The organism is Candidatus Palauibacter irciniicola (genome assembly GCF_965208695.1).
Classification (GTDB): domain Bacteria; phylum Gemmatimonadota; class Gemmatimonadetes; order Palauibacterales; family Palauibacteraceae; genus Palauibacter; species Palauibacter irciniicola.
On the sequence record NZ_OZ242352.1, the window covers coordinates 606,127 to 621,079 of the forward strand.

The window sequence follows — 14,953 nt, forward strand, 5'->3', positions numbered from 1 at the left end:
ACACACTGAACCCATCACCGAACCCGGAAGGAGCCGGCATGGAAGCCGACCCCCGCTGGATCGACGCGCCGGACCCGACAACGGAGCAGGAGCCGGCCCCGGCCCCGAACGCCGCGGCCGAAGCGGTCCCGGACGACGCCGAACTCGCCGACCGCCTGCGCGAGAGCGCCGACGCCGTCCGCGCGGAACTCAAGAAGGTCATCATCGGCCAGGACGATGTCGTCGAGCAGGTCCTGATCTCGCTCTTCGCCGGCGGCAACAGCCTCATCGTCGGCGTACCCGGACTCGCGAAGACGCTCCTCATCCAGACGCTCTCCGACGTCCTGCACCTGAGCTTCAACCGGATCCAGTTCACGCCGGACCTCATGCCGTCGGACATCACCGGGACGGACATCATCCAGGAAGATCCGGAAACGGGACAGCGCAAGCTCGTCTTCATGCAGGGGCCGCTGTTCGCGCACGTCGTGCTGGCCGACGAGATCAACCGCACGCCGCCCAAGACGCAGGCCGCTCTCCTCGAAGCGATGGAGGAGAAGCAGGTGACGATCCAGGGCCGGACCTACCGCCTGCCCGAGCCCTTCTTCGTCCTCGCCACGCAGAACCCGATCGAGCTGGAGGGGACGTATCCGCTGCCCGAGGCGCAGCTCGACCGCTTCATGTTCCAGATCAACATCGGCTACCTGCCCGAGGACGAGGAACTGGAGGTCATCCTCCAGACGACGACGGTCGAGGGCGAGCCTCCCGGCGCGGTGCTGTCGGCGGAGGCGATCGCGGGCTTCCAGCACCTGGTGCGGAAGGTGCCGATCTCCGAGCCGGTCGCGCGCTACGCCGTGCAGTTGGCCCGGCGCACCCGCCCCGGACGCGACGACGCCCCCGACTACGTGAAGCAGTACGTGGCCTACGGGGGAAGCGTGCGCGCGGCCCAGTACCTCGTGCTCGGCGGCAAGGCGCGGGCCCTCTTGCGGGGCGAGATCAACGTGTCGTTCGATGACGTGCGCGCGCTCTGCGCCCCCGTCTTCCGCCACCGCGTGCTGACGAACTTCCACGCGGAGTCCGAGCGCGTCTCGACGGACGATCTCGTCGAACGCCTCCTCGACGACGTGAAACCGCCGAAGTCCGGGATGTAGGGGGCGGGCCGGATCATGCGCGCGCGAATCGCCTCGCGGACGGTGCCGGGGACGCAGTTCCTCGATCCGGCGGTGCTTACCCGGATCGGGAATCTCGAACTCGTCGCGCGTTCGGTGGTCGAGGGCTTCATCGCCGGGGCGCACGGATCGCCCTTCCTCGGGCTGTCGCTCGATTTCGCGGCGCACCGCCAGTACCTGCCGGGCGACGACATCCGCAAGATCGACTGGAAGGTGTACGGACGCACCGACCGCCACTACATCAAGGAATACGAGGCCGAGACCAACGCGAACATCTTCTTCGCGATGGACGCTTCCCGTTCCATGGACTACGGCTCGCGCGGGATCACGAAGATCGACTATGCCCGCTACCTGACGGCCTGTCTCGCCTATCTCTCCGCGAGCCAGCGCGACCGCGTGGGCGCGGCGATCTTCGACGAAAAGCTGATCGAATACATCCCCCCCTCCGTCCGGCACCGGCGCCTGATCCTGGCGGCGCTCGACCGCGTCCGCGCCGAGACGGCGGGCGATCTCACGCGGCCCCTCACGCAGGTGGCCGAGAGCCTGACCCGGAAGGGGATCGTCGTTCTCGTCTCCGACCTGTACACCGAACCGAAGACGGTCCTCGACGCGGTGGGGGCGCTCCGCAGCAAGGGGCAGGACGTGATCGTGTTCCAGATCATGGACCCGGCCGAGGTCGACTTCCCGTTCGAGGCGGCGCGGTCGTTCGAGGACCTGGAGACGGGGGAGCGGCTTCCGGTGACGCCCGACGTGATGCGCGAGGAATACCTCTCCCTGGTGGAGGGGCATGTGGGCGAGATCTCGAAGCTGATGATCGAGCGGGCGATCGACCATGAGCTCATCGTCACCTCGACCCCGCTCGACGCCGTGCTCTTCCGCTACCTGTCGCACCGGTCGCGGCGCCTGAAGGGCAAGGACCGATGAGTTTCCTGGCCCCGTGGTTCCTGGCCGGGCTCGGACTCCTCTCGATCCCGATCATCATCCACCTCACCCATCGCCAGCGCAGCCGGGTGACGGTGTTCCCGTCGCTGATGTTCCTCCGGAAGCTGCCCTTCAAGACGATGAACCGGCGCCGGATCCGGCATCCGCTGCTCTTCGCGCTGCGCTGCATCGCGGTCATCCTCCTCGCGCTCGCCTTCTCCCGGCCCTTCTTCGACTCGGTCGCGGAGGTGGAGGCCGGCTCGGCCCGCGACGTCGTCATCCTGCTCGACGTGTCGGCGAGCCTGGGCTACGAGGGGCGCTGGGAGGCGGCGCTCGATTCCGCGCGCGCCGTGCTCGACGGTCTCGGGGAGGGGGATCGCGTGGCGGTGGCGACGTTCGACGAGCAGGCGCGGGAGCGGGTGCCGCTGACGCTCGACCTCGCGGCCGCCCGGGAGGCGCTCGCGGGCCTGTCGACGACCGACCTCGGGACGCGGCTCGAAGCGGGGATCCAGCTCGCCGGCCGGATCCTCTCGGAGTCCGAGGACCGGACCCGGGAGGTGGCGCTCGTGTCGGACTTCCAGCGCACGGGGTGGGAGGACGGCGGCAGGGTGCGGCTTCCCGACGGGGTCTCCTTGCGGGCGGCGAGCGTCGCGCCGGATGAGGCCGCGAACGTGGCGCTGGCGGAGGCGGCGGTGCGGGCCGCGGACGACGGGCGGGTCCGGCTCCTGGCCCGGCTCGCGAACATGGGCGAAGCGCCGGTGGAGCGGCTCCCGGTGTCGCTCGAGATCGCCGGGCGGACGGTGGCGACCGTCCCGGTGGACATGCCGCCGCGCGGCGTCGGCACGGCGGTGTTCGAAGACCTCGCCCTTCCGGACGGACGGAGCCGCGGGCGCCTCACGGTCCCGGAGGACGGGCTGGCCATCGACAACGAGTTCCGCTTCGTGGCGGCGCCCGAGGCGGGTCTGCGCACGCTGATCCTGGAGAACAACCGCAGGGGATCGGACGGGAGCCTCTTTCTCGAGCGCGCCCTCGGCATCGGCGACGCGCCCCGCATCGAGACGTCGCGGACGGCGGCGACGGGTCTCGATGCCGGCGCGCTCTCGGCGGCGGACTTCGCGATCCTCAACGACGGGGACCTCGCCGACGCGGGCCGGGCCGGCCGGCTGCGCGAATGGGTGACCGAAGGCGGAGGCCTGCTCATCGTTCTCGGGCGGGATGCGAGCATGAACCGGTGGTCCGACGCCGGCCTGGCACTGCTCGGCGCCGGCCCCGGCTCCCTCGTGGATGCCGCGGACGGCCGCCGGCTGTCGTGGCTCGACTACGACCACCCCGTATTCGAGCTGTTCTCCGGTCCCCGCAGCGGGGACTTCTCGGGCGCGCGCTTCGATCGATTCTGGAGCATGGAGCCTGCCGAGGGCACGGCCGTGGTGGCCCGCTTCGACAGCGGGGAACCCGCCCTGTTCGAACATCCGGTGGGCGAGGGGCGCGTGCTGGTGTGGACGTCGACCCTCGACCGTTTCTGGAACGACCTCGCGCTGCAGCCCGTCTTCCTGCCCTTCGTGCACCGGCTGGCGCTGCACGCCACGGGATACCGCGAGCCGGAACGCTGGATCGAAGCCGGGGGCGTGCTCGAACTCACGGCCCTCGTCGGACCGGGCGGGACGGGCGCCGCGGGGCTCGCCGGGGACGAGGCCGAGTGGGTCCTGGTGGATCCGGACGGCGACCGGCAGCCGGTGGAGGTCGGCGAAGGGCCGACGTGGATCGAGTTTCCGCGCGCGGGCTTCTACCAGGTGGCGCTCCGGGACGACGCCGACCGCGCGACGACCGTGGCGGTGAACCCCCGGATCACCGAATCTGATCTGACGCCGGTGGCGACGGAGCGCGTGGTGGAGGCCGTGGCGGGCGTCGCGCCGGCGGCGGGAGGCACCGGAGAGGACGGCGCGACCGCTGGCGGAGAAACGGTCCCGCGACGCGCCGAACTCTGGTGGGTGCTCCTGCTGCTCGCGGGGCTCGTGCTGGGAGTGGAGAGCGTGCTCGCGAACCGCTGGACGCGCCAACGCCCCGTGTCCGGGCTGGCAGGCGCCTGAAAGGGAGGATGACGATGCAGCGATGGGCGAAGACGCGGAACACGGAGCACCAGTTGCTCGGCATCGTCGGCGACGTGAGGCGCCGCTGGCGCGTCCGCCAGCTCATTCAGGGCGTCGCCGTGACGCTGGGGATCGGTTTCGCCGTCTTCTTCATCGCGACCTTCGGAATCGACCGCCTGCGCTTCGAGGACGGCGCGGTGCTCGCCTTCCGCATCCTGCTCTGGGCCGCGGCCGCCGGCCTCCTCGCCTGGTTCGTCGTGCGCCCGCTCCTGCGCCGGGTCTCCGACGCGCAGGTCGCGCTCTACCTGGAGGAGCATGAACCGTCGCTCAAGGCGGCGTTCCTCGCGGCCATCGAGCGCGCCGGGTCGCCGGGCGCCCGCTCCGGCCTCGACGCTCGTCTGCTGGAGGTCGCGGCCCGGCGCGCCCGCCGGGTGGACCGGGGTCGCCGCGTCGAGCGCGACCGGCTGCGCCGTTCGACCGCCTGGTTCGCGGGCGTCGCCTCGGCCGTGCTGCTCATCGCCTTCTTCGGCCCCGCCTTCCAGGGCACGGCGGGCTCGCTCCTGCTGAGCCCCTGGAAGACCGCCGACGCCGCGAATCCCTATGCGATCACCGTGGAACCCGGCGACGCGCTCATCGCCCGCGGCTCGGATCAACTCGTGCGCGCGTTCCCGCAGGGGTTCGACACGGACGAAGTGGAGGTCGCCGTCCGGCGCGGCGAGTCGGAGGTGTGGGAACGCTACTTCATGACGCCCGCGGCGGAGGGCGCCTCGTTCGAGATCCTCCTCTTCGACCTCGACGAGCCCACCGACTACACGGTGAGTTCCGAGGGCGTCCGTTCACCCGTCTTCACCATCGAGGTCGCGGACCTTCCCTACGTGGACCGGATCGACCTCGAGTACCGCTTCCCCGCCTACACGGGGCTGAGCCCGCGCACCGTCGAGGACGGCGGCGACATCGCGGTGCTGCGGGGGACCGAGGTCCGTCTTCGCGTGATGCCGACGATGGCGACGGAAGCGGCGCGGCTCGCGTTCGACGGCGAGGAGGAGGGGACGGCGCTCGAACCCGTGGACGGCGCGTTCGAGACGAGCTTCACGGTGACCGGCGAGACCTTCTACCGCATCGAGTTCATGGGTCCGGGCGACCGCTTCGTCATCGGCTCCCCCGACTACCTCGTCGAACCGCTCGACGACCAGCCGCCGGGGGTCCGGATCGCCGAGCCCGGACGGGACACGCGCCTCTCGCCGATCGAGGAACTCTACGTGGAGGTCGAAGCCGAGGACGACTTCGGTCTCGGGCAGGTCGAACTCCTCTACTCGGTGAACGGCGGCGAGGAATCGTCCCGCGTGCTCCACGGCACGGCCCGCGGCGGAACCACGCAGCTCTCCGGCGGACACACCTTCTTCCTCGAGGAATTCGGCCTCGAGCCGGGCGACGTCCTCTCCTACTACGCCCGGGCGACGGACCTGCGCTCCGGCGGCCCCGGCGGTGGCGTCGAAAGCTCGGACATCTACTTCGTAGAGATCCGCCCCTTCGACCGGAACTTCCGCCAGGCCGAGCAGGGCGGGGGAGGGGGTGGCGGCGGTGGCGGAGGGCCCGGCATGGGCGGCGAGCTGTCCGAACAGCAGCGCCAGATCGTCGCCGCGACCTTCCGCCTCGACCGCGACCGGAACGAGTTCGAAGACGAGGAGATGTCGGAGAACCTGGCCACGCTCACGCTGTTGCAGGGGCGGCTGCGGCAGCAGGTGGAAGAACTCATCGCGCAGATGCAGCAGCGCGGTGTCGCGGGCGACCCGTCGCTCGAGACGGTGTTTCGCGAACTCCCGCTGGCCCCGCCCGCGATGCTGGAGGCGGAGACGAGGCTCGGGGAGCGGCGGCTCCGGGAGGCGCTCGCGCCCGAACAGCGCTCGCTCCAGCACCTGCAGCGCGCCGAAGCCGCGTTCCGCGACGTCCAGGTGCAGCAGGGCGGCGGCGGGGGCGGCGGTACGCCCGGGAGCGTCGGGTCGGGGGCCGAGGAACTCGCGGACCTGTTCGAACTGGAGCTGGACCGCCTGCGGAACCAGTACGAGACCGTCCAGCGAGGCCAGCAGCAACAGCAGGACCAGGAGGTCGACGAGGCGCTGCAGAAGCTCGAGGAACTGGCGAGGCGCCAGCAGCAGATGAACGAACGCGCGGCCGCGCAGCAGAGGGGCGCCGCGGGCGGCGGCCAGGGCCAGCAACAGCAGATGATCCAGGAGACGGAGGAGCTGGCCCGGCAGCTGCAGCGCCTGGGTCGCGAGGGCGACCGGGCGGACGTCGAGGAATCCGCGCGCCGGCTGCAGCAGGCGGCGGACGAGATGCGGCGGGCGCAGGCGCAGGGTCGCCGGGGGCAGGGGCAGGCGGAGGCGTCGAACGCCCTCGACCGGCTTCGCGAGGCGCGCCGGCTGCTCGAGAACCGCCAGGTCGCGGCCGTGGAACGGGAGGTCGAGGACGCCGCGCGGCGGGCCGACCGCATCGCCGAGCGTCAGCGGGAACTGCAGCGCGACGTGAACGAGGATCCGACCGGCGGCGACCGGGAACGCCTGGCCGGATTGCGCGAACGCAAGGCCGAACTCGCCGGCGAGGTGGACCAGTTGGAGACCGACCTCGACCGCCTGGCGCGCGAGGCGCGTCAGGATCAGCCGGAGGCCGCCCGCCGCCTCCTGGAAGCCGCCGGGGAGATCCGCGAGAGCCGGCTGCGGGACAAGCTCAACTTCTCGCGAGGCGCCCTCGGCACCCAGACCGAGGACTTTGTGCGGAACTTCGAGGAACAGATCACCCGGGACGCGGAGAACGTGCGGGCCCGGGTCCAGGCCGCGCGGGACGCGCTGAGCGAGTCGGACCCCCGCCGCCTCGGCCGGCAACTCGACGAGACGCGCGACCTCGTCCGCGGCCTCGAGTCGCTCCAGGAACGCCTGCAACAGGGCGAGGATGGCCAGGGCGAGGAGGGACAGGGCCAGGAGGGGCAGGGTCAGCAGGAAGGCCAGGGTCAACAGCAGGGCCAGGAAGGGCAGGGACAGCAGGGCGAGGGTCAGCAGGGCGGGCAGGGCGAGCAAGGCGGCGAGGGCCAGCAGGGCGGCCAGCAGCAGGGCGAGGGCCAGGGCCAGGGAGGTCGTGGCGGACAGCCCGGCCAGCCCGGCGAGGCGCCTCGCGGCGGCCAGGGGTTCGCGCCCGGCGGGGGCGGGGGAGGCGGCGGCGGACCGTGGCTGTCGCCCGAAGACGTCCGGCAGTTCCAGCGCGAATTCCGCGAGCGGGGACAGGACGCGCGTCGTCTGCGCGACGAACTTGGCCAGGAGGGCGTCGACGTCGGCGACCTCGACCGCGCCATCGCCGGGCTCGACCGCCTGCGGACCATGGGGGACTTCGACGATCCCGAGGAACTCGCGGCGCTCCAGGCCGATGTGCTGCGCGGCCTGAAGGACTTCGAGTTCGCCCTCCGCCGTGAACTCGGGTCGCAGATCGAACGCTTCTTCCTCTCCGGGTCGGACGACGTCCCCGAGGAATACCGCGAACTCGTCGAGGCGTACTACCGGGCGCTGTCCGAGGACCCACCGCCCTGAGCGACCCGCGCCTCTACCTGTTCTCCGTCCTGGCCCTCTTCACGGCCGGGCTTCTCGTGGCGTGGGCGCGCGCCGCCGCCGCGGCCACGCGGGCCGGACGGGAACGGGATGGCTGGCGGGGCCGGCCCAGCGCGTTCGAACTGGCGGTAGGCTTCGGGACGAACTTCTTCGATACGCTCGGCATCGGCTCCTTCGCCCCGACGACCTCGCTGTTCAAGCTGAAGAAGGTCGTGCCCGACGAGGAGATCCCGGGCACGATGATGATCGGGCACACGCCCCCGGTCGTGATCCAGGCCTTCATCTTCATCGCAATCATCAGCGTGGAACCGACGACGCTCTTCGTCCTCATCGCGGCCGCCGTGCTCGGGGCGTGGCTGGGCGCGGGGATCGTGGCCCGGCTGCCCCGCTACCGGATCCAGGTCGGGATGGGGGTCGCGCTCCTCATCGCGGCCGCCACCTTCCTCATGGCGATCTTCGAGATCACGGCCGTGGGCGGCGCGGCGTCCGGCCTGTCGGGAGGGTCGCTCGCCCTCGCGGCGGGCTGCCTTTTCGTGCTCGGGGCGCTCATGACCATCGGGATCGGGATCTACGCCCCGACGATGATCGTCGTCAGCCTCATGGGACTGAACCCGGCCGTCGCCTTCCCGATCATGATGGGCGCGTCCGCCTTCCTCATGCCGGTCGCGGGCCTGCGTTTCCTGAAGGCGGGACGCTACGGCCTCCGCGCGGCCCTCGGCCTCGCGATCGGAGGGATCCCGGCCGTGCTGATCGCGGCGTTCATCGTCCGTTCGCTCCCCCTCACCGCGATGCGCTGGCTCGTCGTCGTCGTCGTCCTCTACGCCGCGATCGCGATGCTCCGCTCCGCCGTCCACGAGCGCCGCTCCCGCGCCGCCGGCACGGGAGGCTGAACGAGTGGAGATCCGCATCCTCTCGCGAAGCGACATCGAGCGGGCCGTGACGGCGAAGACGGCCGTGGATGCAATGCGGGTCGCCTTCGGGGAGCTGTCCGGCGGCCAGGCGGTGGTCCCCGTCCGGGGGCACCTCGAGAGCCGGCACGGGATCACGCTCCTCATGCCCGCCTTCCTCGGTGGCTCCGGAGGGCTCGGGGCCAAGATCGTCTCGGTCTTCCCCGGCAACGTCGCCGACGGTCAACCGCCGATTCAGGGGGCGGTCATCCTGCTCGACGCGGCGACGGGGAGCCCCCGCGCCCTCCTCGACGGCACCTCGCTGACGGAGATCCGGACGGCGGCGGGGAGCGGCCTGGCGACGGAACTCCTCGCCGATCCCGCGGCGGATGTGCTCGCCGTATTCGGAGCCGGCGCCCAGGGGCGGGCGCATATCGAACTGCTGGCCGCGTGCCGGCCGCTGCGCGAGATCCGGATCGTCTCCGTCCCGCCCGAAGGCGCCGAAGAACTGGCCGCCGCCCTCACGGAGCGGGCCGCCTCGCTCGTGCCGCCCGAAGGCGGGTCTCCGCCCCGGATCCGCGCGGCCGCGACCCCGGCCGAGGCCCTCGACGGCGCGGGCCTCGTCGTGACCGCGACCACGAGCGAGACGCCCGTCTTCTCTCCCGAGCACCTCGAACCCGGAGCCCACATCAACGCGATCGGCGCCTTTCAGCCTCACACGCGCGAGATCCCCGAGGAGATCGTCGCCCGCGCCCGCGTGATCGTGGACCAGCGCGAAGCGATCTGGGAGGAGGCCGGCGACCTCATCATCGCGGTGGAAAACGGCATCGTCGGGCGCGACGTGATCGATGCCGAACTCGGCGAGATCGTCAACGGCCGGGCCCCGGGCGGGCGCGGCGACCGCGATTGCACGCTCTTCAAGTCGGTGGGGAGCGCCGCGCAGGACGTCGCGATCGCGGAAGCGGCTCTGAGCCGGGCGGAGGACCTCGGCCTCGGCTCCGTCGTCCCCTTCTAGTCGAGCGCCGACGCGACCGCGGCCGCGATGGACGGCGTCACGCTCCACAGCGCCCTCGTGTGGGCTCTGCTTGCGGTCGCCCCGCTGACGTTCGTCGGTCTCCTTCGCCTCAAGGTCCCCTACGGCCGCCACCATGCCGGACGCGGCTGGGGGCCGGGCCTCCCGGATCGCGTCGGCTGGATTCTCATGGAAGTGCCCGCCCCGGTGTTCTTCGCCGTCGTCTATCTCGCGGGACCGTCGGCCGGCGGCACCGTACCGCTCGTCTTTCTGGGAATATGGCAGTGCCACTATCTGAACCGGACATTCATCTATCCCCTCCGTACGCGGACGAGGGGAAAGAGCATGCCGGCGGTCGTGGCGGTCTCGGGTTTCGCCTTCAATATGGTCAACGCGTACATCAACGCGCGCTGGATCTCGGAACTCGGACAGTACGACGCGCAGTGGCTGGGCGATCCGAGGTTCCTCGCCGGCGTGTTCGTTTTCGCGGCCGGCTTCGCCCTGAACCTTCACTCCGACAACACTCTGCTGAGACTCCGGAAGCCGGGAGAGACCGGCTACTCGATCCCGCGCGGCGGGGGCTTCCGCTACGTCTCCTGTCCCAACTACCTGGGCGAGATGATGGAGTGGGCCGGCTGGGCGCTCGCGACGTGGTCGCTGGCCGGACTCGCCTTCTTCCTCTTCACGGCGGCGAACCTCGTGCCGCGAGCGCTCAGCCACCACCGCTGGTACCGGGAACGGTTCGAGGACTATCCGAAGAGGCGGAAGGCGATCATTCCGGGATGGATCTGATCCCGGGAAGCGCGAGCAGGCTGAGCGGGTCGACGCTCGTGGCGCCGTAGCGCACGACCCAGTGCAGGTGGGGGCCGGTGACCCGGCCGGTGGCCCCGACCCGCCCGATCGGCGTCCCGGCCGCCACCGTGTCGCCCACGGACACGAGCGGCTCGCTGAGGTGGAAATAGCCGGTCTGCAGTCCTCCCCCGTGGTTGAGATAGACGACGTTCCCCCCGAGCAGGAAGCCGTCGACGACGGCCACGACGCCGTCCGCCGCCGCCGTCACGGTCGCGCCCCGGGCCCCCGCCAGATCCAGCCCCATGTGGCGGCTCGTGATCTGTCCGTTGAACTCGCGGCCGGTGCCGAACCCGCTCGTCACGCGCGATTCGCGCGGGAGCCGCACCGCGCTCCACATGCGCGGCGCGGCGTGCGCCTCGCGGGCGGCCCGGGCGGCCTTCTCCCGGTCGCTTCGCAGCCGCGCCTGGTCTTCCTCGTTCAAAGGGGACCCGAAGCGCGGCGCCACGGTGAGCCGCTCGTGCGCGTATTCGCCCGCTCGCACGGGAATGCGGAGCGAGTCGGTCCGGGAGCGGCCGTCCGCGTAGTCCGCCCGCACCCAGGCGTCGAGCGTGTCCACCGTCGAAATCGGGACCGCCGCCAGGCTCTCGAGCACCGGGCCGACGCGCCGGAAGTGCAGCGCCTCGCCACCCGCCTCGCCGACCGCGGAGATCACGCCGGACCCCGACGGCGCCGCCACGCCGATGACGAACAGGTGCCCCTGAACAGGCGCGGCCGGCGCCCACGCAACGTCCAGCGGCGGCAGGGCGGACGGCGGCGAATCGCAGGAAGCGCCGAGCGACGACGCCAGCGCGAGCGCCGCGAAGGCGCAAGCCGCTCGCGTCAGGACTGGTCGGGGACGGGGTCGGCGACGGGGATCCCGTAGCGCTCCAGCGTCTGCTTCACCGTCGGGCGGCCCAGTCGGACGCGGTCATCGTCGAGCAGGTAGGAGAACAGGTAGCCCGCGCCGAGCATGAGGATCCCGATCAGGAAGCAATACATGACCGCGCGGTCGGGATAGCTGTCCTTGAGGTACCCGACGTAGAGCGGACCGCAGATTCCCGCCGCGGCCCAGGCGGTGAGGATCGCCCCGTACACCTTCGACATGTTCCGGGGGCCGTACACCTCGAGGATGAACGACGGCATGGTCGCGAACCCGCCGCCGAAGCAGAGCAGCACGTAGCACACGAGTGCCGAGAAGACCCACGGGTTCGACTCGGTCATGAGGATGCCGAACACGACCATCTGGCTCGCGAGCAGGATCCGGAACACGGCCACGCGCCCGATCCGGTCGGAGAGCCACGCCCACAGGATGCGCCCCAGTCCGTTGCACACGGAACTCGCCGCGATGAGCGTCGCCCCGTACTCCGCCAGCACCGCGGGTTCGACGCTGGGATCGGCGAGTCCCCACACCTCCTGCAGGAGTTCGGACTGGAAGCTGATGACCGAGATCCCCGCCGCGATGTTGAAGAAGAAGACGATCCAGATGATGACGAACTGGCTGGACTTGAGGTACGGGCCCACCTGCGCCGGCTGCTTCCACGGCGCCACCTGCGCGGCGGGCGGGTCGTCGATGACGAAGCTGCTGGGGATGAGGATGCAGGCGAAGACGATCCCGAGCCACAGGAAGACCTGCGGCAGATCCCCTTCCGTCTGCAGCACGAGCAGCGGCGCGAGCCCCTTGCTCAGGAGGAGCGCCCCGATCCCGAAGCCCATGACGACGATGCCCGTGACGAGCCCCTTCCGGTCCGGGAACCACTTCGCGGCCGTGGTGACCGGCGTCACGTACCCGAGTCCGATGCCGATCCCCCCGATGAGCCCGTACCCGGCGTAGAAAAGGAGGATCGAGTCGATCCGCAGCGCGAAGCTCGCGATGATGTATCCGCCCGCGAACAGCGTGCTTCCGATGAGGGCGAGTCGGCGCGGACCTACCTTGGGCAGCAACTGGCCGGCCCACGCCGCCGCCGTCCCGAGAGAGAAGATCGCGATGCAGAAGGCCAGCGATCCCTGCGTGAACGTCCAGCCCGCCTGCCGGACGAGGATCGTCTGGAAGAAGCTCCACGCGTAGACCGTCCCGAAGCAGACCTGCAGGACCGTGCAGAAGAAGGCGATCGCGACCCGCGGCGCCTTCCACCCTTCGGCGGCCACGTCAGTCCGTTCCCGAACCCGGGTTCGACGCCGCGCCCGGGGCTTCGCCCCTCACGGCGTGCAGCATGAGGCGCGCCATCTCCCCGATCTCGTCGTCGCGCGTCAGGACCTTCGCATCGTTCAGATCGTCCGCGTCGCGGCGCGCCAGCCCCACGACGTAGGAGAGCAGTTCCTCCAGCGGAGTGACCGCCAGCCTCACGAACCAGATCGAGCCCAGGACGCCGACGATGAGGATGATGCAGATCAGCGCGATCTGCTGTCCCGTGGCGCGCTGGATCTTGAGCCGCACCAGGTCGAGGTCCATCCCCACGTGCACCGTGCCGGCCTGGCCGGCCAGGATCGGGCTCCCGATCTCGACGAAGTCCCCCATCCCCGGCAGGCTGCGCTCGACCGGCTCGGTCGCGTGCGGGTCGCTCTCGCGGATCACTTCGGGGACGCCCGGCACGAAGGTGTGGGTCAGGATCTCGCCCGTGTCGCTCGTGATGTAGATGTACCGGATGCTCTGGATCTCCACGAACTGGTCGATGAGCGACTGCAGCGTGGCGAGGTTCCGGTTGAGCAGGATGTCGACGCTCGAGTCGGCGATGTTCTTGGCGATGTTCGCGCTGTTGCTCTCGTACTCCTCCTCGAGCTGGCTGGAGACGGTACGAATGGAGAGCGTGGAAGTGGCGAAGACGATCGCGCCAAACAGGACGAAGATGCCGAAGCGCGTCTTCCGGAAGAGCCTCTTGATCCTGATCTCGTGCGTTTCCGTCTGGCTCACGAGGCGTCGTCACCCGTCGCGGTCGGGCCGAACTTGGCTTCCCAGTCGGTCAGCGTGACGAATCGGCCATCCTCCACGACCGTGTAGTAGACGCTCTGGAGCCCCTGCCGGCGGTCGGGCGCGAACGACACCATCTCGCCGATCCCGAGATCGTAGTTCCGCACCGAGAAAACCGCGTCGTTCAACTTGCTGCGCTCGGGCGTGCCGTCGATCCGGCGCAGGATTTCCGTGAGCAGCTTCGCGTCCAGGTACCCTTCGAGGCTCGTGAAGCTGTACGGGAACGGGTCGTAGGGCTCTACCACCAGCTCCTCCGGCACCTGGGGATCGTAGCGGTCCATCAGGTCCCGGTACTCGGGGATGGCCGGGATCGAGGTGTCTTCGTAGCTGGGCACGACCTGGGAGTTCACGAGCCACGGCGTGTAGTAGGCCGGGTCGTCGTCGCGGCTCGCTCCCACGAGCAGCGAGAGGAGGTTCTCGCTCCCGACGAAGGAGAGGTTCGCGATGGGCACGTGCAGGCCCAGGTCCATCGCATCGCGGGCGAAAGCCGCGCACGCGGCATAGGCGCCCACGCAGATCACCGCGTCCGGAGAGGCCTCCTGCAGAATTTCGACTTGCGGCCGCATCACGCTCGTGAACTGCGTGCCCCGCCGGTAGGTCGCCTCGCCGGCGATCGTCTCGCCGTGCCTCGCGAGCGCCGCCCTCACGCCGGCCCAGCCGCTGCGCCCGTACGCGTCGGCCTGGTAGAAGACCGCGATCCGGCGGCGCCCGATGCGGATGAAGTTGTCGACCAGCCCCGCCGTCTCCTGGCCGTAGGAGGCGCGCAGGTTGAAGGCGAACTCCCCGTACGGCGGCTCCCGCTGCGGCTGGGCGCCCGTGAAGGGGAAGAAGATATACATCTGCTGGTCCTGGAACTTCTTCAGCAGCGGCAGGACGCGGGTGACGGTCGGCGTGCCGACGTAGCCGAACAGCAGGAAGACCTCGTCCTCCAGCATCAGCTTGAGCGTGTTCTCCACGCACGGATCGGGCTGATAGCCGTCGTCGTAGAGCCTGGGGACGATCCGGCGGCCGTTGACGCCGCCCTGCTCGTTGACCTGTCCGAAACAGGACATCGCCCCGCGATACAGCTCGGTGCCCAGTCCCCGGGAAGGCCCGGAGAAGGCCGCGGACACGCCGAGCACGATCTCGTCGTCCGGCTGCGCGCCCTGCCTTCCGCTCCAGCGCAGGCCGGGAGCGAGCGGCCGCGTGGAGGTGGAGGCGCCGAGCGACGTCGCGAAGGGCGCGCCGAGCAGACCGGCCAGTCCGGCGCGGATCGCGGAACGGCGCGTCAGGAGTCCGCCGGGGGACGGCGGGACCTCACGAGCCGGATCGCGGTTCGGAACCGGCGGTCCGTTGGGAGGCTGCGTCCCTTTTCGACTTCCGGACAATACCCTCTCCTTGCGTGCGGCGTGGCCATCCGCGTCGCCAAGGCCGGTCCATCGCATGGGGACCGCCCGGCATGGGAGTTTATTCGCAAGTACATTCATGTTCAACCTGACGCCCCGTTCTCCGGTCGATCCGGGGCCTCCGGTT

11 protein-coding genes are annotated in these 14,953 nt (G+C 70.6%); 7 read left to right on the forward strand and 4 right to left on the reverse strand.

The window, feature by feature from the left end:
- The first annotated feature begins 38 nt into the window (after nt 1-38).
- From ACOGI9_RS02475 to ACOGI9_RS02505, 7 genes are read left to right on the forward strand one after another with little or no spacing between them, the layout of a single operon-like run.
- Complete coding sequence (locus tag ACOGI9_RS02475) at nt 39-1,127, forward strand: AAA family ATPase (RefSeq protein ID WP_419858323.1); 1,089 nt, start codon at nt 39-41, stop codon at nt 1,125-1,127.
- A gap of 15 nt (nt 1,128-1,142) precedes the next feature.
- Nucleotides 1,143-2,069, forward strand: coding sequence for a DUF58 domain-containing protein (locus tag ACOGI9_RS02480; protein ID WP_419858324.1), 927 nt, complete (start codon nt 1,143-1,145; stop codon nt 2,067-2,069).
- Nucleotides 2,066-4,153: a BatA domain-containing protein gene (locus ACOGI9_RS02485; RefSeq protein ID WP_419858325.1), complete on the forward strand. Its 2,088-nt coding sequence runs from the start codon at nt 2,066-2,068 to the stop codon at nt 4,151-4,153. The genes ACOGI9_RS02480 and ACOGI9_RS02485 overlap by 4 nt, the downstream gene beginning before the upstream one ends.
- 14 nt (nt 4,154-4,167) lie before the next feature.
- Nucleotides 4,168-7,728, forward strand: a complete 3,561-nt coding sequence (locus ACOGI9_RS02490) for a hypothetical protein (RefSeq protein ID WP_419858326.1) — start codon at nt 4,168-4,170, stop codon at nt 7,726-7,728.
- 56 nt (nt 7,729-7,784) lie between these two features.
- Entirely contained in the window at nt 7,785-8,636 is an 852-nt protein-coding gene (locus tag ACOGI9_RS02495) for a permease (protein ID WP_419858327.1), read from the forward strand.
- Nucleotides 8,637-8,640: 4 nt separating this feature from the next.
- Complete coding sequence (locus tag ACOGI9_RS02500; RefSeq protein ID WP_419858328.1) at nt 8,641-9,648, forward strand: ornithine cyclodeaminase family protein; 1,008 nt, start codon at nt 8,641-8,643, stop codon at nt 9,646-9,648.
- Nucleotides 9,649-9,675: 27 nt separating this feature from the next.
- On the forward strand, nt 9,676-10,437 hold the full coding sequence (locus ACOGI9_RS02505; RefSeq protein ID WP_419858329.1) for a DUF1295 domain-containing protein: 762 nt from the start codon (nt 9,676-9,678) through the stop codon (nt 10,435-10,437).
- Here ACOGI9_RS02505 and ACOGI9_RS02510 read toward each other — a convergent pair.
- The 4 genes from ACOGI9_RS02510 to ACOGI9_RS02525 form a co-directional block, all read right to left on the reverse strand.
- Nucleotides 10,418-11,173 (reverse strand): M23 family metallopeptidase, encoded by a 756-nt coding sequence (locus ACOGI9_RS02510; protein ID WP_419858330.1) that lies wholly within the window; start codon nt 11,171-11,173, stop codon nt 10,418-10,420. The genes ACOGI9_RS02505 and ACOGI9_RS02510 overlap by 20 nt on opposite strands.
- 143 nt (nt 11,174-11,316) lie before the next feature.
- Entirely contained in the window at nt 11,317-12,621 is a 1,305-nt protein-coding gene (locus ACOGI9_RS02515) for an OFA family MFS transporter (protein WP_419858331.1), read from the reverse strand.
- A 1-nt stretch (nt 12,622) separates the two neighbouring features.
- Nucleotides 12,623-13,384, reverse strand: a complete 762-nt coding sequence (locus ACOGI9_RS02520) for a hypothetical protein (RefSeq protein ID WP_419858332.1) — start codon at nt 13,382-13,384, stop codon at nt 12,623-12,625.
- On the reverse strand, nt 13,381-14,808 hold the full coding sequence (locus ACOGI9_RS02525; RefSeq protein WP_419858333.1) for an ABC transporter substrate-binding protein: 1,428 nt from the start codon (nt 14,806-14,808) through the stop codon (nt 13,381-13,383). The genes ACOGI9_RS02520 and ACOGI9_RS02525 overlap by 4 nt, the downstream gene beginning before the upstream one ends.
- Nucleotides 14,809-14,953 lie beyond the last annotated feature (145 nt).